We start from the raw sequence: 20419 nt of genomic DNA on the forward strand, positions 1-20419 counted from the left end.
TGTGGCGAGGGGGTTTACCCCCGTTCGGCTGCGCAGCAGTCGCCAATCCGGCCAACGCGTTATGTCTGATTCACCGCGATGGCTGGTTTTGGGAGTCCTTAACCCCCTCACCACAAAGTGTCAGCGCAACACCGGCAAACTCGTCGTGGACTTGATCTCCGACAGCGCCACAATCGAATTGACCTCCTGTATCCCCGGCACCATCGACAGCTTTTCAAAGAAAAACCGCTCATACGCCTCGATGTCCGCCGTCACAATCCGCAGCAAAAAATCCACCGACCCCATCAGCACATAACACTCCAGCACTTCGGGAAAGCCGCGAATCGCCTCGGTGAATTCCGTGAAGTTCGAACGCCCGTGCGCGTTGAGTTTGATTTCGGCGAAGATCTGCGTGTTCAAGCCGATTTTCTTGCGATCCAGCAACGTCACCTGCCCGCGAATGATCCCCTCCTCCTTCATCCGCTGAATTCGCCGCCAGCACGGCGATTGAGACAGCCCTACCTGTTCGGCGATCTGCGCGCTGGAAAGCGAGGCGTCCTCTTGCAGCAACGCGAGAATCTTGCGGTCATAGCCATCCAGCTCGCTGTGCATAAAAAAACCTTTGATTTGTGCTTGGCCGAATCAAACGATTCGATAAATGCGTAATATGCCCGATCATAGCCAAGAAATACCCCACACCGAATGTAAAAATTCCTCCAATGATTTTGGAGACCGACCATGCCCCACCTCGAAGCCGTCAACACCGCGCCCGCTCGCGCCGATGTCTGGAACGTCAGCAACAGCCACTGCCGTGTGCAGTACCAATTGCTGGCCGAGGCCGAGCCGGATCTGTTGTGCCGTGCGCTCAATCTGTTCGCCTTGCAGTTCCTGACGCCGCAACAGGTCAATGTCCAACGCATGGACGACATGCTGTCAGTCGATATCGTCATGGACGGATTAAGCTGGCACCGGGCGCAGGTGATCGCGGAAAAATTACGCAACCTGATCAGCGTCTGTTCGGTAAATCTGCAAGCGGCTGATTCTGCTTGGGATGAGCCGGCGCAGGCGGCCGGCTGAAAGAACCGGTAACGGCTTGGCCGGGTAGTGGCCCAACGGTCGGCGGGAGCACGGCTATCCTTTGCGGACTGTTGTTCATAAGGAGCCCGCATGTCCGTTCAACCTGCCACTCAGGACCGCTGGCTGGATCTCAATGATTTACTGCGCGAACTGGTCGCCCAGGGCTTTATCAGCCAGGACTCGGCCGAGCTCGCGCTGAATGCCCGCCGCCGCCATGCCGCCAACGGCCAAATGCACCCTCTGGAGTTCATCGCCAGCCAGCAACTGGACGACCTCAGCCGTCCGGGCAAACCCCTGGACCTGGAAAGCCTGACCCTGTGGCTGTCGCAGCAGGCCGGGCAGCCTTACCTGCGCATCGACCCACTGAAGATCAACGTCGCAGCCATCACACCGCTGATGTCCTACGCCTTCGCCCAGCGCCACAAGATTCTCGCGGTGTCCATTGACCGTGAAGCCGTGACCATCGCCAGCGCTCAGCCCTATGTCAACGGCTGGGAAACCGACCTGGCCCACGTCTTGAAGCTGCCGATCAAACGCGTGGTGGCCAATCCGGTGGACATCCAGCGCTTCAGCGTCGAGTTCTTTCGCCTGGCCAAATCGGTCAGCGGCGCCAACAACGGCGACCAGCAAGGCAGCAACCTGGGCAACTTCGAACAGCTGCTCAACCTCGGCGCCAGCGATCAGGAGCCGGACGCCAATGACGCGCACATCGTCAATATCGTCGACTGGCTGTTCCAGTACGCGTTCCAGCAGCGGGCCAGCGATATCCATATTGAACCCCGGCGCGAGCAAGGCACAGTGCGGTTTCGCATCGACGGCGTGCTGCACAACGTCTATCAATTTCCGCCTCAGGTGACCATGGCCATCGTCAGCCGCCTGAAAAGCCTGGGCCGGATGAATGTCGCGGAAAAACGCAAACCCCAGGACGGTCGGGTCAAGACCAAGACCCCGGATGGCGGTGAAGTGGAACTGCGGCTCTCCACGTTGCCCACCGCGTTCGGCGAAAAAATGGTCATGCGGATCTTCGACCCGGAAGTGCTGCTCAAGAATTTTGATCAACTGGGCTTCTCCGCCGACGACCTGCGCCGCTGGCAGGACATGACTCGCCAACCCAACGGCATCATCCTGGTGACCGGGCCGACCGGTTCCGGCAAGACCACCACCCTCTATACGACCCTGAAAAAACTGGCGACGCCGGAGGTCAACCTCTGCACCATCGAGGACCCGATTGAAATGGTCGAACCGGCGTTCAACCAGATGCAGGTCCAGCACAATATCGACCTTACTTTCGCCGCCGGCGTGCGCGCCCTGATGCGCCAGGACCCGGACATCATCATGATCGGCGAGATTCGCGACCTTGAAACCGCCGAAATGGCGATCCAGGCCGCCCTCACCGGCCACCTGGTGCTCTCGACCCTGCACACCAACGACGCGCCGAGCGCCGTCAGCCGCCTGCTGGAACTCGGCGTGCCGCATTACCTGATCAAAGCCACGGTGCTCGGGGTCATGGCCCAGCGCCTGGTCCGTACTTTATGCCCGCATTGCAAAGCGCCGCTGACGCTTGGCGAAGACGACTGGCAAACCCTGACCCGCCCTTGGCAAGCGCCGCTGCCCGGCAACGCACAACGCGCCATCGGCTGCCTGGAATGCCGCGACACCGGTTATCGCGGTCGCGCCGGGGTTTACGAAATCATGCAGATGACCGACGGCATCAAAGCACTGATCAACCCGGACACCGACCTGGCAGCGATCCGCCGTCAGGCATTCAAGGAAGGCATGCGCAGTTTGCGGTTGTCGGGGGCGCAGAAGGTAGCGGCTGGATTGACGACAATCGAGGAGGTGTTGCGTGTGACGCCGCAGAGTGAGCAGAGGTGACTGCTCGATTCAAATCCTGTCCCAGATTGCCGACTTGAACCAGGCCGGAATTTGCTCCGTCCTCAGTTCCAGGTCCTCGCCATTGGTAACTTCCGCCAGCCAGGTGCTTTCATGACTGGAGTTATCAAATATGTAGGCGCGATCACTGTGACGAATGGCGTCAAGAAGCAGGCCCAGAGAGCGGCCGTAGCGACTCACGATTTTATCTTCCGGCACAGGATGACCGCCAAGGCGAACCCTGTTTCTGACTCGAGAGATATTGATCATCGGATCATCCGTGGCCACAAAATAGAGGTAGGTACGAAAGCCACGTTCCTGAGCTTTACGTAGCAGCGCTACCTTATCGGGAGACGACATGACAGTTTCAAAAGTAAACGATATTCCACTGTCCAGAAGCTTGTGACGCAAGAAGTCCGATATTACAGAGGCGTAGTAGGAATTGACCGAAACCCCGGAAAAGTCCAGGACATCGTCATTCAACTGAATCGCTTGAGACGTCATCACCAAATCTGCTTTCTTCAATAACACTGATTGCTTGAAGAAGTCCGATAACTCGTGACCGGCAGCACTCACACCATATTTTTTCAGATCCAAAAAACCGCTATCCCGGATTTCTTTCTCAATATCATCCGGATTGATATAGACCCCCAAAAGCTCAGGACCGATAACTGATTTCATGGTGCTCTTACCGGATCCATTCGGACCGGCAAACATGCGCATACGAGGTACCGCAGTCATTTCAGGCGCCGTTTTTCACCGCGAACGACCGTGGTTGGAGCTGCTATGTTTTTAAGTTTTTTTCGAGAGCCATCCGGGGATATCTCGTAAATCGCACCGTTTTGGCTTTCCAGCACAGTATTGCCGGAAGCCAACGCTTGCCAATACGCCTGAGTAACGGCGCTGGCCGCCATTTCAGGAATATGCGACTCCAGATAACTCAGCGTTTTCTCTTGCTTGATCATGCTTGCGTCCTCAATCAGGCATCCAAAATAGCCGATGCGCTTAACCTATAGCCAGCCATGGTTACATTTTGCGATGGATGAAATCAGCCAGATTCAATTCCACCCGCCTTTTAGCCTTACACTCCGGCCTATCCTCATTCATTGATCCACATTTCAACAGGGAATCGTTATGCAGATCGGTAGCGTGCTTTTACTTTTTGTCGGCCTGGTGGTCGCCATTCTGTTCATGGGTTTCAAGGTCGTGCCTCAGGGTTATCAGTGGACGGTCGAGCGTTTCGGCCGCTACACCAACACCCTCAAGCCTGGCCTGAACATCATCATTCCAGTCATGGACCGCATCGGGCGCAAGATCAACGTGATGGAAAGCGTGCTGGATATTCCGCCGCAGGAAGTCATCACTGCCGACAACGCCACGGTGCAAATCGATGCGGTGTGCTTCTTCCAGGTGGTCAACACTGCCCAGGCCGCCTACGAGGTGAACAACCTCGAACACGCCATTCGTAACCTGCTGCAAACCAACATCCGTACGGTGCTCGGCTCCATGGAACTGGACGCGATGCTCAGCCAGCGCGATGGCATCAACGAAAAGCTGCTGCGCACCGTCGATGAAGCCACGGCGCCGTGGGGCATCAAGATCACCCGTATCGAGATCAAGGACATCAGCCCGCCGGCTGACCTGATGGCCGCGATGTCCGGGCAGATGAAAGCCGAGCGGATCAAGCGCGCGCAAATCCTCGAAGCCGAAGGCCTGCGAGCCGCCGCAATCCTTACTGCCGAAGGCAAGAAGCAGGCGCAGATCCTGGAGGCCGAAGGTGGCCGTCAGGCGGCGTTCCTTGAAGCTGAAGCCCGTGAACGTCAGGCCGAAGCCGAAGCCCAGGCCACCAAAGTGGTGTCTGAAGCCATCGCCGGCGGCAACGTGCAGGCGGTGAATTACTTCGTCGCGCAAAAGTACATCGATGCCCTGGGCAAGCTGGCGTCGGCCAACAACAGCAAGGTGATCCTGATGCCGCTGGAGGCCAGCTCGATGATTGGCGCAGTCGGCGGTATCGGCGAAATCGTCAAGGCCACATTCGACAACAAGAAAGCCTGAGGCCGTCATGTGGGCATTTTTGCAGCATCTGTCATTCTGGGACTGGCTGGCACTGGGCACGGTGCTGCTGATTCTTGAGGTGTTCGGCGCTGGCGGCTATCTGCTGTGGATCGGCATGGCTGCCGCCACGGTTGGCGTACTGACGTTCGTACTGCCGAGCATGCCGTGGGCGTTGCAGTTTCTGCTGTTCGGCCTGCTCTCCATCGCCACCGCGCTGTACTGGTGGCGCCGCCAACGCAGTGCGGTTCGTGAAAGTGACCAGCCCAACCTCAATCTGCGCGGCCAGGAGCTGATCGGCAAAACATTTGTGGTGCATGAAGCGATTGTCGATGGTCGGGGCAAGATCAAGGTTGCCGACGGCGTATGGATGGCCCGAGGCCCGGATGCCGCGCTCGGCAGCCGGGTGCGGGTGGTCAGCCAGCAAGGCGCTATTTTATTGGTTGAGCGGGCTGACTGAACAGTCACGGAACCCAATCGGGCGATTGACGATCAAACGCCCGTAGATAATCCAGTGGAGTCACCCATCATGCGTCTCAAATTTGCTGTCGCTACCCTTGCCCTGCTTTCCCTGCCCATCGGTTCGGCAATGGCTGACGGCTTTTGGCGTAACGTTCTTTCGTCCGGTGCGACCACCGGTTCGACCTACCTGACCTTCAAGGATCACAAACTGATCGTGGCTGCCCAGGACGATGCCGGCAGTTTCGTCGCCAGTGACGGTGGCATTCGCGGTCCTTACCTGGAAGCGGCGATGCAGAAAGTCCGCGCCGACAACCCTGGCCTGCAAGCCACGGACATGGAACTGGCGAACGCGATCCTGGCGAAAAATGCCGTCGCTTCGGACTAAGCGACTCAAAACCAAAAATGCCGCTCACATGAGCGGCATTTTTTTGCCAATTGCAAAACCCTGTGGGAGCGAGCCTCTCGCTCCCACAGGGCTTATGCGTGCTTTGCAGGCTCAGCGGTATTCATCCACCGGCACACAGGCACAAAACAGATTGCGGTCGCCGTAAACGTTATCCACTCGGTTCACCGCCGGCCAGTATTTATGCGCCTTGGTGTGAGCGTCCGGCGTCACTGCCTGCTCGATGCTGTAGGGCCGCTCCCACACCCCGGTAATGTCAGCCAACGTGTGCGGGGCATGTTTCAGCGGGTTGTCCTCAGGGTCCCAGTTGCCGTTCTGCACCTCGGTAATTTCCGCCCGAATGCTCAACATTGCGCCGATAAACCGGTCCAGCTCAGCCTTCGATTCACTCTCGGTGGGCTCGACCATCAAAGTCCCCGGCACCGGGAAGGACATGGTCGGCGCGTGGAAGCCATAATCCATCAGGCGCTTGGCCACGTCCTCTTCGGTAATGCCGGTCAGGGCTTTCAGTGGACGCAGGTCGAGAATGCATTCGTGAGCCACCCGTTCGTTGCGCCCGGTATAGAGCACCGGGAACGCACCGGACAATTGCCGCGCCAGGTAATTCGCCGACAGAATCGCCACCTCGCTGGCATCCGCCAGCTGCGGCCCCATCATGGCGATGTACATCCAACTGATCGGCAAAATACTCGCACTGCCCCACGGCGCCGCGCTGACTGCGCCGTTCTGCGGCAACGGTCCGTCAATCGGTACCACTGGGTGATTGGCGACGAACGGCGCCAGATGCGCCCGTACGCCAATCGGTCCCATGCCCGGCCCGCCGCCACCGTGCGGGATGCAGAATGTCTTGTGCAGGTTCATGTGGGACACGTCGGCGCCAATGTCGGCCGGTCGCGCCAGGCCAACCTGGGCATTGAGGTTGGCGCCGTCCATGTACACCTGGCCGCCGTGCTTGTGGATAACTTCACAGATTTCGCTGATGCCTTCTTCATACACTCCGTGGGTCGAAGGGTAAGTCGCCATCAGGCACGCGAGTTTGTCCCCCGCCGCCGAGGCCTTTTGCTTCAGATCCTCAAGATCGACGTTGCCCGCCTCGTCACACTCGACAATCACCACCCGCATCCCGGCCATTTGTGCCGACGCCGGGTTGGTGCCGTGAGCAGAAGACGGAATCAGACAGATATCCCTGCCGCCCTGATGACGACTTTCATGGTATTTGCCGATCGCCAGCAACCCGGCGTATTCGCCCTGAGCACCGGAGTTGGGCTGCATGCAGATGGCATCAAACCCGGTGATCGCGCAGAGCCAGCGCTCCAGTTCCTCGATCATCCGCGAATACCCCAAGGCCTGCTCTTTCGGCACGAACGGATGCAGATTGGCGAACTGTGGCCAGGTGATGGGGATCATCTCGCTGGTGGCATTGAGCTTCATGGTGCAGGAGCCCAGCGGGATCATCGACTGGTTCAGCGCCAGGTCCTTGTTCTCCAGTTGTTTGAGGTAGCGCAGCATCTCGGTTTCGCTGTGATGGGCGCTGAACACCGGGTGACGCAGGTAGGGCGAGGTGCGCTGCAAGCTGTCAGGAATGCCGCCAGGCAGTGTTTCAGCATCCAGTTCGTCGACGTTGAGCCCATGATCGGCGCCAAGAAATACATCGAACAGTTTCGCGACGGTGGTTTCGTCGCAGGTTTCATCCAGACTCAGTCCCAGCCGTCCGCGTCCCAGAATGCGCAGATTGATTTGCGCCACTTTGGCACTTTCAATGATTGCGGTCTGGGTACCCCCTACCTCCAGGGTCAAGGTGTCGAAAAACTGCTGGTTGATACGACTGATGCCGTGACGCTCCAAACCAGCGGCAAGGATGCAGGTCAGGCGATGGACCCGCTGGGCAATCCGTTTCAGCCCTTCGGGGCCGTGATACACCGCGTAGAAACTGGCGATGTTGGCCAGCAGCACTTGGGCGGTACAGATGTTCGAGTTGGCCTTTTCCCGGCGGATATGTTGCTCGCGGGTTTGCAGGGCCATGCGCAGGGCGACGTTGCCTCGCGCATCTTTCGACACACCGATGATCCGCCCTGGAATCGCTCGCTTGTACTCATCACGGCTGGCAAAGAACGCCGCGTGGGGACCGCCGTATCCCATCGGTACACCAAAGCGCTGAGACGAGCCGAAAACCACATCCGCCCCCAGCTCACCCGGCGGCGTCAGCAACAACAGACTCAACAGATCCGTCGCCACACAGGCCAGCGCCTGTTGCGCGTGCAGTTGATCGATCAGCGGCCGCAAATCACGAATTTCGCCGTGGGTATCGGGATATTGCAGCAATGCCCCGAACACCTGATGCTGCGACAAGTTATCCACAGCATCGACGATCAACTCGAAGCCAAAGCCATCGGCCCGGGTCCGCACCACGGAAAGCGTCTGCGGATGGCAGTTTTCATCGACAAAAAACAGATTGCTTTTGGACTTGGCAACTCGCTTGGCCAGCGCCATGGCTTCGGCGGCAGCGGTGGCTTCGTCCAGCAACGAGGCGTTAGCCAGGTCCAGGCCGGTAAGGTCGATAGTCAGTTGCTGAAAGTTGAGCAACGCTTCGAGACGGCCTTGTGCAATCTCGGGCTGATAAGGCGTGTAGGCGGTGTACCAACCGGGATTTTCCAGCACGTTACGCGCAATCACTGCTGGCGTGAGCGTGCCGTGATAGCCCATGCCGATCAGGCTGGTCCAGACCTGGTTCTGTTCGGCATAGCCAAGCAGTTTGGCCAACGCGGCCTCTTCGTCCAGCGCCGGCGGCAGGTCCAGCGTGCGGTTGAGGCGGATCGCCGGTGGCACCGTCTGCTCGATCAATTCAACACGGCTGCCAAGACCGAGGCTGTCGAGCATCGCCTGTTGCTCGGCGGCATCCGGCCCCAAGTGGCGGCGCAGGAAGGCATTGGGGTCGCGTAACTGGCTCAGGGACGGCAACTGGGACATGACGGGCTCTCTCTTGACTGGCGCTCAGCGTCGATGCAACACGGTCAAACCAGCATAGCAGTCGCTGCACTAGTGACCTTGTGGGCAAACCGGATCATCATGTCCGGCGCATGCCTAACGTCCGCCAATCAGGTGTCTACCGTTTATGAGCCAACTGCCGTTTCTACCGTTTTCCAAACCTGTCATCGATGAAGCCACCATTGCGGCGGTCGGTGATGTATTGCGCTCGGGCTGGATCACCAGCGGCCCCAAGGTCCAGGCGTTCGAAGCACAGCTCTCGGAGTTCTTTGGCGGGCGTCCGGTACGCACGTTCAACTCCGGCACCTGCACCATGGAAATTGCTTTGCGTATTGCCGGCGTCGGGGCTGGGGATGAAGTCATCACCACGCCGATTTCCTGGGTTGCCACCGCTAACGTGATTCTGGAAGTCGGCGCCACACCGGTGTTTGCCGACATCGACCCGATCACCCGCAACATCGACCTGGACAAGCTGGAAGCCGCCATCACCCCACGCACCAAGGCGATCATTCCGGTGTACCTCGCCGGGTTGCCGGTGGACATGAGCCGCCTCTACGCCATCGCCAAAAAACACAATTTGCGCGTTGTCGAAGACGCCGCCCAAGCCTTGGGTTCGAGCTGGAACGGCCAGCGTATTGGCGCGACCGGCGACTTCGTGTCCTTCAGTTTCCAGGCGAACAAGAACGTCACCTCTTCCGAGGGCGGCTGTCTGGTGTTGAATAACGCTGAAGAAGTACGGCTGGCGGAAAAGTATCGTCTGCAGGGCGTAACCCGCAACGGCTTCGACGGGTTGGACGTGGATGTGTTGGGCGGCAAGTTCAACATGACCGACGTTGCAGCGACCATCGGCCTGGGACAATTCGCGCACATCGAAGCGATCACCGCTCATCGTCGTGAACTGGCCAGGCATTACTTTGAGTGCTTTGGCGCAGACTTCGAAGCGCAGTACGGGGCGCAACTGCCGCCAGCGGATTTCGAGAAAAGCAACTGGCACTTGTTCCAGCTGGTCTTGCCTGAGCGCAAGGACGGCCAGCCGGCACGGGCCACGTTCATGGAGCAGATGCAGGCACTGGGCGTCGGCATCGGCTATCACTACCCGCCGATTCATTTGCTGAGTCTTTACCGCGAACGCGGTTTCAAGGAAGGCATGTTCGAGGTGGCCGAACGGGTGGGACGTTTGATCGTTTCGTTGCCGATGTTTACTGCCATGACCAAGGCGGATGTGGAGCGTTCGGTGGCTGCCGTGAAGGCCGTGCTGAAACCCTGAAACACTGTGGGAGCGGGCTTGCTCGCGAAGGCGGTGTGTCAGTCAAATGAGTGTTGGCTGATACACCGCTTTCACGAGCAGGCTCGCTCCCACATGGATTACTCGCCGATAGCGGACTTGTAGCCTGCTGCGTCGAGCAGCTTGTCCAGATCGCCGGCGTTGGCCGGTTTGATCTTGAAGATCCAGGCACTGTACGGTTCGCTATTGAGCAATTCAGGCGACGCGCCAAGGTCTTCGTTGACCGCGATCACTTCACCGGCAACCGGGGAGTAAATGTCGGAAGCGGCTTTGACCGACTCGACCACGCCAGCTTGATCGCCAGCACCGAACACTTTGCCCACTTCCGTCAGCTCAACAAACACCACATCGCCCAAGGCTTCCTGAGCGTGATCACTGATGCCCACGGTCACGGTGCCATCAGCTTCCAGACGGGCCCATTCGTGGCTTTCGGCAAAACGCAGGTCGGCAGGGATTTTGCTCATATTCTGTGTCCTCAAGAAGAGTGTCAGCGGTTGTTACCCGCCAGAAAAGGGTTAGATCAAGGTTTTGCCATGGCGTACGAAGTTCGGTTTGACCACTCGAACCGGATACCATTTGCCACGAATTTCCACTTCGGCGCGGTCGGCAGTTGCCATCGGTACACGCGCCAATGCAATCGATTTGCTCAGCGTAGGAGAGAAACTACCACTGGTGATCTCCCCTTCGCCAACATTGGCGATGCGAACCACCTGATGAGCGCGTAAAACCCCACGTTCCTCAAGCACCAGCCCCACCAGTTTGTGCTGCACACCCCCGGCGCGTTCGGCTTCCAGGGCAGTGCGGCCGATGAACTGGCGGGTAGCCGGTTCCCAGGCGATGCTCCAGGCCATGTTGGAAGCCAGTGGTGAAACGTCTTGATGAATGTCCTGGCCGTAGAGGTTCATCCCGGCTTCTACCCGCAGGGTATCGCGCGCACCAAGGCCGATTGGCGAGATGCCCGCGCCCACCAGGTCATTGAAAAAGCCCGGCGCCTGATCGGCTGGCAGAATGATTTCCAGACCGTCCTCGCCGGTATAACCGGTGCGAGCGATGAACCAGTCGCCATCGGCCAGGCCTTCGAACGGTTTAAGTAGCTGAATCAGGTTGCCACGCGATTGCGTGACCAGCTCAGCAATCTTGTGCCGGGCCTGAGGGCCCTGAATGGCCAGCATCGCCAGTTCGGAACGCTCGACCAGTTGCACGTCGAAAGCACCGAGGTGCGCCTGCATCCAGGCCAGATCCTGATCCCGGGTGGAGGCGTTGACCACCAGGCGATAAGCGTCATCGAGACGGTAGACGATCATGTCGTCGACGATGCCGCCGCGCTCGTTGAGCATGGTGCTGTACAACGCACGGCCGGGGCTGTGCAGGCGTTCGACATCATTGGCCAGCAAATGCTGGAGCCAGGCCTTGGCCTGGGGGCCGCCGACATCGATCACGGTCATGTGGGATACATCGAAAACCCCGCAATCGCGGCGCACCTGATGGTGTTCCTCGACCTGCGAGCCGTAATGCAATGGCATATCCCAACCGCCAAAATCGACCATCTTCGCGCCGAGGGCGAGATGAAGGTCATACAGAGGCGTACGCTGTCCCATGGGTTTCTCCTTCCGGGCGTGGCGAAGGTGCGGACAGGCACTGCACAACGTGCAAGCCTTGAAATACAAGGCTTTCAGCTGATTTCAGCTACCGGGTCTGTCAGACGGACCGCACCGAATGCCGCGCATTGTAGCTGCAAGGTGTAGGACTGACACCTAGGCGTTTCGATGCGCCGAGCGGCGGATCAATCCGATGACCGGCAACAACCCGACCAGAACCAGCGTCAGGGCCGGCAATGACGCCCTCGCCCACTCGCCTTCACTGGTCATTTCGAAGATCCGCACCGCCAGCGTATCCCAGCCAAACGGGCGCATCAGCAGGGTGGCGGGCATTTCCTTGAGCACATCGACGAACACCAGCAGCGCCGCGCTCAAGGTGCCGGGCAACAACAGCGGCAGATACACTTTGAAAAACAGTCGTGGCCCACTGACACCCAAGCTGCGTGCCGCTTCGGGCAACGACGGGCGGATTCGCGCCAGACTGCTTTCCAGCGGTCCATAAGCTACCGCGATAAATCGCACCAGATAGGCCAGCAACAGCGCCGACAGGCTGCCCAACAGCAGCGGCTTGCCAGCGCCGCCGAGCCAGCCTGACAGCGGAATCACCAGTTCACGGTCCAGATAGCTGAACGCCAGCATGATCGACACCGCCAGCACCGAGCCGGGCAATGCGTAGCCGAGGTTCGCCAGGCTGACCCCGGAACGGATCGCCCGGGTCGGTGCCAGACGGCGGGCAAAGGCCAGTAGAAGCGCGACACTGACGGTAATCAGCGCCGCCATGCCACCCAGATACAGGGTGTGCATGATCAACCCGGCATAGCGCTCATCCAGGTCGAAGCGCCCGCGCTGCCAGAACCACACCAGCAATTGCAGCATCGGGATGACAAAGGCACAGGCGAACACCAGGCCACACCAGCTCATGGCGGCCAACGCCTTGAAGCCACGCAGGTGGTACAGCGCCTTGACCCGAGGCCGCTCGTTGCTGGCCCGATTGGCACCGCGGGCCCGACGCTCGCCGTACAACACAAGCATCACCACCAGCAGCAACAGGCTGGCCAGTTGCGCGGCGGTGGAGAGGCTGAAGAAGCCGTACCAGGTCTTGTAGATCGCGGTGGTGAAGGTGTCGAAGTTGAACACCGAGACCGCGCCAAAATCCGCCAGGGTTTCCATCAGCGCCAGCGCCACACCCGCGCCGATGGCCGGACGCGCCATTGGCAACGCCACCCGCCAGAACGCCTGCCACGGCGACTGTCCCAGCACCCGCGCCGCTTCCATCAGGCCTTTGCCTTGAGCCAGAAACGCCGTACGGGCCAGCAGGTAAACGTAGGGATAGAACACCAGCACCAGCACCAGAATGACGCCGCCCGTGGAGCGCACCCTGGGCAGTCGCAAACCCATGCCAAACCATTCCCGCAGCAGGGTTTGCACGGGGCCGGCGAAATCCAGCAGGCCGACAAAGACAAACGCCAGCACGTAAGCGGGAATGGCGAATGGCAGCATCAGCGCCCAGTCCAGCCAGCGTCGCCCCGGAAATTCGCAGAGGCTGGTGAGCCAGGCCAGGCTCACGCCCAACAGCGTCACGCCGACACCGACGCCGAACACCAGCGTCAGGGTGTTACCCAGCAGGCGGGGCATCTGGGTGTCCCACAGGTGGGACCAGATCTGTTGGTCGATGGTCTGCCAGGACAGCAGCAGAACGCTAAGAGGCAGCAGGACCAGCGCAGCGATGGCGAAGACCAGGGGATACCAGCGGCGTTGGGCGGGGTGGGCCAAGGGGATTCTCTAGAAAATTTTGAACAACCGCAGGTCTGCGGCCGGCTCCATTTTGTGGCGAGGGAGCTTGCTCCCGCTCGGCTGCGCAGCAGTCGTCAAGCAGCGGATGCCGTTTGACTGATGCACCGCGCCGCATGGTTTTGGGGCCGCTTCGCAGCACAGCGGGAGCAAGCGCCCTCGCCGCGGGCATGCCCCCTCACCACGAACAAGCGCCCAATCACAAAGGAGTGGCGTCAGTTCCAGCCAGCGCGATCCATCATGCGAATCGCTTCAGCCTGACGCTTGCCGGCGATTTCCACAGGCAGCGTATCAGCGACAAACTTGCCCCAGCTCGCCACTTCCGCAGACGGCTGTACCGCCGGGTTGGCCGGGAACTCCTGGTTCACGTCGGCAAAGATTTTCTGTGCCTCAGGCGTGGTCATCCACTCCACCAATGCCTTGGCCGCTTCCGGATGTGGCGCATTTTTGGTCAGGCCGATGCCCGACAGGTTGACGTGCACGCCACGGTCGGCCTGGTTCGGCCAGAACAGCTTCACCGGCAGGTCCGGTTTCTGTTTGTGCAGGCGGCCGTAGTAGTAGGTGTTGACGATGCCGACGTCGCACTGGCCGGCCTTGATCGCCTCCAGCACCGCGATGTCATCGGAGAACACGTCGGTGGACAGGTTATTCACCCAGCCCTTGAGGATTTGTTCGGTTTTTTCCGCGCCGTGAACTTCGATCATGGTGGCGGTCAGCGATTGGTTGTAGACCTTCTTCGCCGTGCGCAAGCACAGGCGACCTTCCCAGTTCTTGTCGGCCAGCGCTTCGTAGGTGGTCAGCTCACCGGGCTTTACCCGGTCAGTGGAGTAGGCAATTGTCCGTGCCCGCAGGCTCAGGCCGGTCCAGGCGTGGGAAGAGGCGCGGTATTGCAACGGGATGTTGGCGTCGATGGTTTTCGAGGTGAAGGGCTGCAGGATGCCCATCTGCTCCGCTTGCCACAGGTTGCCGGCATCGACAGTCAGCAGCAGGTCGGCGGTGGCGTTTTCGCCTTCGGCCTTGATCCGCTGCATCAGCGGCGCTTCCTTGTCGGTGATGAACTTCACCTTCACACCGGTTTTCGCGGTGTAGGCATCGAAGACCGGTTTGATCAACTCGTCGATACGCGAGGAGTAGACCACCACCTCGTCGGCGGCCTGGGCGGCGGTGCTGCCGATCAGGGTCAGGGCCAGTGCGGTCAGTAGACGCTTCGGTGCCAACATAGGAGCGGTCTCACGATTGAAAAATGAGGCCAAATGATAAGGACTCACATTTAGCTTCTCAATCAAACAGTTCGCGGGTGAGTTACCAGATGTTGCACAGCCTGAAACTTGTGATGATTGTGCTGACGCCTTCGCGGGCAAGCCCGCTCCCACAGGGGATCGTCAGTGTTCACACATCCAATGTGGGAGCGGGCTTGCCCGCGATGAGGCATCAGCCGCAGCGAAAATCTCAGGCCTTGGCGAGCGCCGGCAAATCCCCGGTCAAGCCCAGCGCCTCACGCACGAACAGCGCCTTGGCCTCTGGCATCTTCTCAACCATCTTCAGCCCGGCATTACGCAACCAGCGCACCGGCAGCGGATCGGCCTGGAACAGTCGTTCAAAGCCTTCCATCGCCGCCATCAACGCCAGATTGTGCGGCATGCGTCGGCGCTCGTAACGGCTCAGGACTTTGACGTCCGCCAGGCGCTCGCCACGCTCTGCCGCTTGCAGCAGCACGTCGGCCAGCACGGCGGCATCGAGGAAACCGAGGTTCACGCCCTGCCCGGCCAGCGGGTGAATGGTGTGCGCCGCGTCGCCAATCAGCGCCAGGCCTTCAGCCACATAACGCTTGGCATGGCGCTGGCGCAGCGGCACGCACAGACGCGGATCGGCGCTGAGCACGGTACCGAGCCTGCCTTCGAAAGCCCGTTCCAGCTCGCGACAGAAACTGTTGTCGTCCAGCGCCATCAGGCGTTCAGCTTCGCTCGGCGTGGTCGACCAGACAATCGAACACCAGTCCTGCTGACCGTCTCGCTCCAGCGGCAGGAACGCCAGCGGACCGTTATCGGTAAAGCGCTGCCAGGCGGTCATTTGATGGGGTTTGGAGCTGCGCACGCTGGTGACGATTGCGTGGTGCAGGTAATCCCACTCGCGAGTGGCGACGCCGGTCAAACGGCGCACGGCGGAATTGGCGCCATCCGCCGCGATCACCAGCGGCGCCCGCAGCGTACGGCCATCAGCCAGAGTCAGCAGCCAGTCATCGCCGGAGCGGCGCATCTGTTCCAGCCGCGCATTGGCCAGCATCCCCAGGTCGCAATCGTGCAAACGGTCGAGCAAGGCGTCTTGAACCACGCGATTCTCGACGATATGGCCCAGCACGTCGGCGTGCACACTGGCTGCCGAGAAGTGGATCTGCCCGGTGCCACTGCCGTCCCAGACGTGCATGTCGGTGTACGGACTGCTGCGCCGCTTGGCGATGCCATCCCACACGCTCAGTCGCTCAAGAATCCGCTGGCTGGCAGCCGACAAGGCGCTCACCCGTGGTTCAAACGGTGCCTGGGCATCAAAGGGTTTGACGCTCATCGGGCTGCCGTCCAGCAGCAGGACTTGCAGCCCGCTGTCCTGTAACGCCAGCGCCAGGGCGCTGCCGACCATTCCGGCCCCGACAATCAGCAGATCTGCGCGCATGTCCATGCTTTAAGCCTGTCTCGCTTGCGGCTTGAGCCGCACGTAAAGGGTTTTCCCGACCCGAGCAATCAGATTGCCGGCGCCGTCGTGAATATCGACCTGCAACTGTGGCAGGTATTTTTCGCCACTGGCGGTCTGCCGGCGGATTTCGTCGAGCAAGGTGTCGTCGACGGTGAACCGGGCGAACACCGGGCCTCTGCCCGGCGCGATGAAATCGATGTCGGCGGCCTTGTCCCAAACGACGTAGCGAGGCCCAAGGTTCTCCATCAGCATCAGCATGAAAAACGGGTCGACCATCGCATACAGGGCGCCACCGAACTGGGTGCCCACGTAATTGCGGTTGTACCAGCCCAGGCCCATGGACACCTGAATGTCGCGAAAATCATCGCTGATGTGCCGCACCCGCACCCCGGCACCGAGGTAGGGCGGATAAAAATTCATCACCCAGCGCATCAGTCGCGCCTTGCCGATTTTTTTGCTCAGCCAATCAAGCATCGGGGCGCGTACCCAGGCCCATGGCCTGCCGGGCGAACCAGCGTTTGGCCGGCGGCAGCAGATCGAGACCAAGCAGGCCGATGTTGCGGCCCAGGGATACCAGCGGCTGGGTGCTGCCGAACAGACGGGTGACCTGATCGGAAAAACCCACGGTCAGGTTCTGGTCCATGCGCTGGCGTTCGCGATAAGCCTGCAATGTCGCAAAATCGCCGGGCGATGTATCGCTCGCCAGCAACGCATCGGCCAGGGCCTGGGCATCGCGCAACGACAGGTTGAAGCCCTGCCCGGCAATCGGGTGCAGGCTGTGGGCAGCGTTGCCGAGGATCGCCAGATGCGGACGCACCTGCTCTTCGGCTTCGATCAGCGTCAAGGGGTACAAATGCCGGGCGCCGACCTGTTTCAGGGTGCCGAGGCGATAACCGAACACGCCCTGCAATTCGCTGAGAAAGCTTTTTTCATCCAGCGCCGCCAGCCGTTGCGCGTCCATCCCCAGACGGGTCCAGACCAGCGCGCAGCGATTGTCCGGCAGCGGCAGCAACGCCATCGGGCCGTCATCGGTGAAACGCTCGAATGCCATGCCGTTATGGGCTTCGCTCGGGGTGATGTTGGCGATCAATGCGCTCTGGTTATACGGGCGTTTCTTGATGCCGATGCCCAGTTGCTCGCGCAGGCCCGAACGGCCGCCATCGGCGAGTACCGCGAGGTCGCATTCCAGCGTCGTCTCGTCATTGAGGGTCAGGCGATAGCCATCGGTCAGTGGCTCCATGCGGGTGACTTGCGCCGGGCAGCGCCAACTGATCACGTCCTTGTCCAGGCCTTGCCAGAGGCATTGCCCGAGCCAGGCATTTTCAACGACATAGCCGAGCGCCGGAACGCCCTCTTCCATCGCTGACAGTCGCGCCGTGGAGAAGCGCCCACGGTCGGATACGTGAATCTGCTTGATCGGCTCGGCGCGGCGGGAGATTTCCTGCCATACGCCCAGCCGTTGATAAATCTGTCGGGCGCCGTAGGACAGCGCCGAAGAACGGGCGTCGTAGCTCGGCTGATAGGTGTCGCCGGGGGCGAACGGTTCGATCAGCACGATCTTCCAGCCGCGTGCCTTGGCCCCGGCCTGCAAGGCCAACGCCAGACTGGCGCCGACCAGGCCGCCACCGATGATTGCCAGATTGACTCGACTCATGCCGCTTGTGTCCGTGCGGCGGCCATCAGGGCCTCGATCTCGGCGACCGTTTTCGGTACGCCTTTGGTCAGGATTTCACAACCGGTTTTGGTGACCACTACGTCGTCCTCGATGCGCACGCCGATGCCGCGCCATTTCTTCGCCACGTTCTGGTTGTCCGGGGCGATGTAGATGCCCGGCTCGACCGTCAGCGCCATGCCAACCTCCAGCACGCGCCATTCGCCGCCGACCTTGTACTCGCCGACGTCATGCACATCCATGCCCAACCAGTGGCCGGCACGGTGCATGTAGAACGCCTTGTACGCTTCGCTGGCAATCAGTTCATCGACCTCGCCCTGCAACAGGCCCAGCTTTACCAGACCGGCGGTAATCACCCGGACCGTGGCTTCGTGGGCCTGATTCCAGTGTTTGTTCGGGGCGATTTCGTTAAATGCCGCTTCCTGGGAAGCCAGCACCAGCTCGTAGATCGCCTTCTGCTCGGGTGAATACTTGCCGTTGACCGGCCAGGTGCGGGTGATGTCGCTGGCGTAGCAGTCGATCTCGCAACCGGCGTCGATCAGCACCAGGTCGCCGTCCTTGAGCACCGCGTCATTCTGCTGGTAATGCAGGATGCAGCTGTTGCGCCCGGCCGCGACGATGGAGCCATAAGCCGGCATCTTCGCCCCGCCCTTGCGGAATTCGTAGTCCAGTTCGGCTTCGAGGCTGAACTCGTGCAACCCGGCCCGACTGGCCTGCATCGCACGGATGTGCGCCTGGGCGGAGATCCGCGCGGCTTCGCGCATCACCTTCACTTCTGCCGCCGATTTATACAGGCGCATGTCGTGCAGCAGATGATCCAGGGCAACGAATTCGTTCGGCGGCTGGGCGCCGAGGTGCGCTTTGGAGCGGATCACGTTGATCCAGTCCATCAGGTGCCGGTCGAATTCGGGGTTGCTGCCCATGGCCGAATACACCCGGTCACGGCCTTCGATCAGGCCCGGCAGGATGTCGTCGATGTCGGTGATGGGGAATGCGTCGTCGGCGCCAAAGTCGCGGATCGCGCCTTCCTGGCCGGCGCGCAGGCCGTCCCACAACTCACGCTCGGCATTGCGTTCGCGGCAGAACAGCACGTACTCGCCGTGTTCTCGCCCCGGTATCAGGACGATGACGGCGTGCGGCTCGGGAAAGCCGCTGAGGTACTGGAAGTCGCTGTCCTGGCGATAAACGTGCTCGACGTCGCGGTTGCGAATGGCCACTGCGGCGGCGGGCAGAATCGCGATGCTGTTGGGTTCCATCTGCGCCATCAGGGCCTTGCGGCGACGGCTGTATTCCGATTTCGGGATATGGATCATGGGCAGATGGCTTTCCCTGGCATGCGATTAATGCAGCGACGGTTTGGCGGCGGCCGTTTCGTCGGTTTTCTTGGTTTCGGTGAACAGCAGCAGCGGCGCGACGCGCAGGTATTCCATGACTTCCATGTAGTCGCTTTCGCCGTCGTCGGATTCTTCCAGGGCGTCTTGCACCTGGGAAATGGCCGCCAGATCCTGCAGCACTTCGGTGGCCTCGGCGCTCAGGGCATACTCGCGACGGGTCAGACCGAAACCGGTAAGGAAGCCCTGGCACCATTGGCCCAGTGCGGCGGCGCGCTCGGCGAGCGGTGCATCGTCGGTCGGCAGCAACAGGACCACGGTCATGTCGTCGCTGGTCAGTTCGCCCTTGACCATCTCTTGCAGGCCGATCAAGGCATTGCGAACGTTGTCCTGCGGTTCGCCTTCGAGCAGTTCAGCTGCATCGGCCAGCCAGCCGTCGGCATCGAAGCCGGCACCGGCGCAACTGCGGCCGAGCAGCAGGCCGTGCAGTTCGGCAGGTGAGACGGGATGGCCGCTGGTGTTCAGCAGGGTGGCGAAGGCTTGGTACGGAGAATTCTGAATGGGCATGGGCAGCTAGGCGCCAGACGGCGCTATGTCTAGAATGAAGGCCTTGTATCCTACATCGACAGACTCGCCAAGACTATTAAAGGCTGTCCGCCAGCTACTCACCATCAGACACAACTCTAGTGGACACAATGGAAGACACCGACCTGCAAGCGCTGATGGCCAGACTCGAACTGCTAATTAACCGAGTCGAGCAACTTAAGAGTCAAAACGGACTCCTATTAGCTCAGGAAAAGACCTGGCGCGAGGAACGCGCTCACCTCATTGAAAAAAACGAAATCGCCCGGCGTAAGGTCGAATCGATGATTTCGCGCCTCAAGGCCCTGGAGCAAGACTCATGAGTTCAAGCAATAGCGTTACCGTGCAGATCCTCGACAAAGAATATTCGATCATTTGCCCCCAGGAAGAGCGCAGCAATCTGGTGAGTGCCGCCCGTTACCTGGACGGCAAGATGCGCGAAATCCGCAGCAGCGGCAAAGTCATCGGCGCCGACCGCATCGCCGTGATGGCCGCGTTGAACATCACCCACGACCTGTTGCACAAGGAAGAACGCCCGGACGTGCAGGCCAGCGGCTCGACCCGTGAGCAGGTACGCGACCTGCTCGATCGCGTCGATCTGGTGCTCGCAACCGATCCGGACGTCACCAAGGGCTGATTCGT

The 20419-nt window shown here is 60.4% G+C and carries 21 protein-coding genes; 8 read left to right on the top strand and 13 right to left on the bottom strand.

The window, feature by feature from the left end; all coding sequences use genetic code 11:
* Nucleotides 1-120: 120 nt before the first annotated feature.
* Nucleotides 121-591 (bottom strand): Lrp/AsnC family transcriptional regulator, encoded by a 471-nt coding sequence (locus POF45_RS14485; protein ID WP_018927598.1) that lies wholly within the window; start codon nucleotides 589-591, stop codon nucleotides 121-123.
* 126 nt (nucleotides 592-717) lie between these two features.
* Between POF45_RS14485 and POF45_RS14490 the strand changes: the two genes are divergently transcribed.
* The gene (locus tag POF45_RS14490; protein ID WP_282315942.1) at nucleotides 718-1056 is read left to right on the top strand and encodes an ACT-like domain-containing protein; all 339 of its coding nucleotides are present in this window, start codon (nucleotides 718-720) and stop codon (nucleotides 1054-1056) included.
* Nucleotides 1057-1146: 90 nt separating this feature from the next.
* Nucleotides 1147-2931 (top strand): type IV pilus assembly ATPase TfpB, encoded by a 1785-nt coding sequence (tfpB, locus tag POF45_RS14495; protein WP_259497380.1) that lies wholly within the window; start codon nucleotides 1147-1149, stop codon nucleotides 2929-2931.
* A 9-nt stretch (nucleotides 2932-2940) separates the two neighbouring features.
* Here the strand turns inward: tfpB and POF45_RS14500 are convergent, their stop codons facing one another.
* Entirely contained in the window at nucleotides 2941-3669 is a 729-nt protein-coding gene (locus POF45_RS14500; protein ID WP_259497382.1) for an ATPase, read from the bottom strand.
* Complete coding sequence (locus POF45_RS14505; protein WP_259497383.1) at nucleotides 3666-3893, bottom strand: hypothetical protein; 228 nt, start codon at nucleotides 3891-3893, stop codon at nucleotides 3666-3668. Before POF45_RS14505 ends, POF45_RS14500 begins: the two co-directional genes overlap by 4 nt.
* Nucleotides 3894-4062: 169 nt before the next feature.
* Between POF45_RS14505 and POF45_RS14510 the strand changes: the two genes are divergently transcribed.
* From POF45_RS14510 to POF45_RS14520, 3 genes are all read left to right on the top strand, one after another.
* A complete protein-coding gene (locus tag POF45_RS14510) occupies nucleotides 4063-4983 on the top strand; it encodes an SPFH domain-containing protein (RefSeq protein ID WP_008150402.1) in 921 nt (306 codons plus the stop codon).
* A 7-nt stretch (nucleotides 4984-4990) separates the two neighbouring features.
* A complete protein-coding gene (locus tag POF45_RS14515) occupies nucleotides 4991-5440 on the top strand; it encodes an NfeD family protein (protein WP_259497384.1) in 450 nt (149 codons plus the stop codon).
* 69 nt (nucleotides 5441-5509) lie between these two features.
* Complete coding sequence (locus tag POF45_RS14520; RefSeq protein WP_409077909.1) at nucleotides 5510-5827, top strand: DUF2388 domain-containing protein; 318 nt, start codon at nucleotides 5510-5512, stop codon at nucleotides 5825-5827.
* Between the two features lie 111 nt (nucleotides 5828-5938).
* Here the strand turns inward: POF45_RS14520 and gcvP are convergent, their stop codons facing one another.
* Complete coding sequence (gene gcvP / locus POF45_RS14525) at nucleotides 5939-8812, bottom strand: aminomethyl-transferring glycine dehydrogenase (RefSeq protein ID WP_282315943.1); 2874 nt, start codon at nucleotides 8810-8812, stop codon at nucleotides 5939-5941.
* A 145-nt stretch (nucleotides 8813-8957) separates the two neighbouring features.
* Here gcvP and POF45_RS14530 point away from each other — a divergent pair, with 145 nt between their 5' ends.
* Nucleotides 8958-10097 carry a DegT/DnrJ/EryC1/StrS family aminotransferase gene (locus POF45_RS14530; protein WP_282315944.1) on the top strand — a complete coding sequence of 380 codons (1140 nt, stop codon included), beginning with the start codon at nucleotides 8958-8960 and terminating at the stop codon, nucleotides 10095-10097.
* Between the two features lie 98 nt (nucleotides 10098-10195).
* Here the strand turns inward: POF45_RS14530 and gcvH are convergent, their stop codons facing one another.
* From gcvH to POF45_RS14575, 9 genes are all read right to left on the bottom strand, one after another.
* Nucleotides 10196-10579: a glycine cleavage system protein GcvH gene (gcvH, locus tag POF45_RS14535; protein ID WP_259497388.1), complete on the bottom strand. Its 384-nt coding sequence runs from the start codon at nucleotides 10577-10579 to the stop codon at nucleotides 10196-10198.
* Nucleotides 10580-10630: 51 nt separating this feature from the next.
* Nucleotides 10631-11713 (bottom strand): glycine cleavage system aminomethyltransferase GcvT, encoded by a 1083-nt coding sequence (gcvT, locus tag POF45_RS14540; RefSeq protein WP_259497389.1) that lies wholly within the window; start codon nucleotides 11711-11713, stop codon nucleotides 10631-10633.
* Between the two features lie 156 nt (nucleotides 11714-11869).
* Nucleotides 11870-13486 carry an ABC transporter permease gene (locus POF45_RS14545; protein ID WP_282315946.1) on the bottom strand — a complete coding sequence of 539 codons (1617 nt, stop codon included), beginning with the start codon at nucleotides 13484-13486 and terminating at the stop codon, nucleotides 11870-11872.
* Between the two features lie 233 nt (nucleotides 13487-13719).
* Nucleotides 13720-14724, bottom strand: a complete 1005-nt coding sequence (locus POF45_RS14550) for an extracellular solute-binding protein (protein ID WP_259497392.1) — start codon at nucleotides 14722-14724, stop codon at nucleotides 13720-13722.
* A 229-nt stretch (nucleotides 14725-14953) separates the two neighbouring features.
* Complete coding sequence (locus POF45_RS14555; protein WP_282316040.1) at nucleotides 14954-16171, bottom strand: 2-octaprenyl-3-methyl-6-methoxy-1,4-benzoquinol hydroxylase; 1218 nt, start codon at nucleotides 16169-16171, stop codon at nucleotides 14954-14956.
* A gap of 9 nt (nucleotides 16172-16180) precedes the next feature.
* Nucleotides 16181-16666 carry a DUF4442 domain-containing protein gene (locus POF45_RS14560; protein WP_259497393.1) on the bottom strand — a complete coding sequence of 162 codons (486 nt, stop codon included), beginning with the start codon at nucleotides 16664-16666 and terminating at the stop codon, nucleotides 16181-16183.
* Entirely contained in the window at nucleotides 16659-17846 is a 1188-nt protein-coding gene (gene ubiH / locus POF45_RS14565) for a 2-octaprenyl-6-methoxyphenyl hydroxylase (RefSeq protein ID WP_259497395.1), read from the bottom strand. Before ubiH ends, POF45_RS14560 begins: the two co-directional genes overlap by 8 nt.
* Complete coding sequence (pepP, locus tag POF45_RS14570) at nucleotides 17843-19177, bottom strand: Xaa-Pro aminopeptidase (protein WP_259497396.1); 1335 nt, start codon at nucleotides 19175-19177, stop codon at nucleotides 17843-17845. Before pepP ends, ubiH begins: the two co-directional genes overlap by 4 nt.
* 27 nt (nucleotides 19178-19204) lie before the next feature.
* Entirely contained in the window at nucleotides 19205-19762 is a 558-nt protein-coding gene (locus tag POF45_RS14575) for a YecA/YgfB family protein (protein ID WP_259497398.1), read from the bottom strand.
* 128 nt (nucleotides 19763-19890) lie between these two features.
* Here POF45_RS14575 and POF45_RS14580 point away from each other — a divergent pair, with 128 nt between their 5' ends.
* Both POF45_RS14580 and POF45_RS14585 read left to right on the top strand, forming a co-directional pair.
* Entirely contained in the window at nucleotides 19891-20100 is a 210-nt protein-coding gene (locus POF45_RS14580; RefSeq protein ID WP_003213954.1) for a TIGR02449 family protein, read from the top strand.
* Nucleotides 20097-20414 (top strand): cell division protein ZapA, encoded by a 318-nt coding sequence (locus POF45_RS14585; RefSeq protein WP_007942435.1) that lies wholly within the window; start codon nucleotides 20097-20099, stop codon nucleotides 20412-20414. The genes POF45_RS14580 and POF45_RS14585 overlap by 4 nt, the downstream gene beginning before the upstream one ends.
* Nucleotides 20415-20419 lie beyond the last annotated feature (5 nt).

The sequence above is a fragment of the Pseudomonas fungipugnans genome (genome assembly GCF_029955235.1).
Classification (GTDB): Bacteria; Pseudomonadota; Gammaproteobacteria; order Pseudomonadales; family Pseudomonadaceae; genus Aquipseudomonas; species Aquipseudomonas fungipugnans.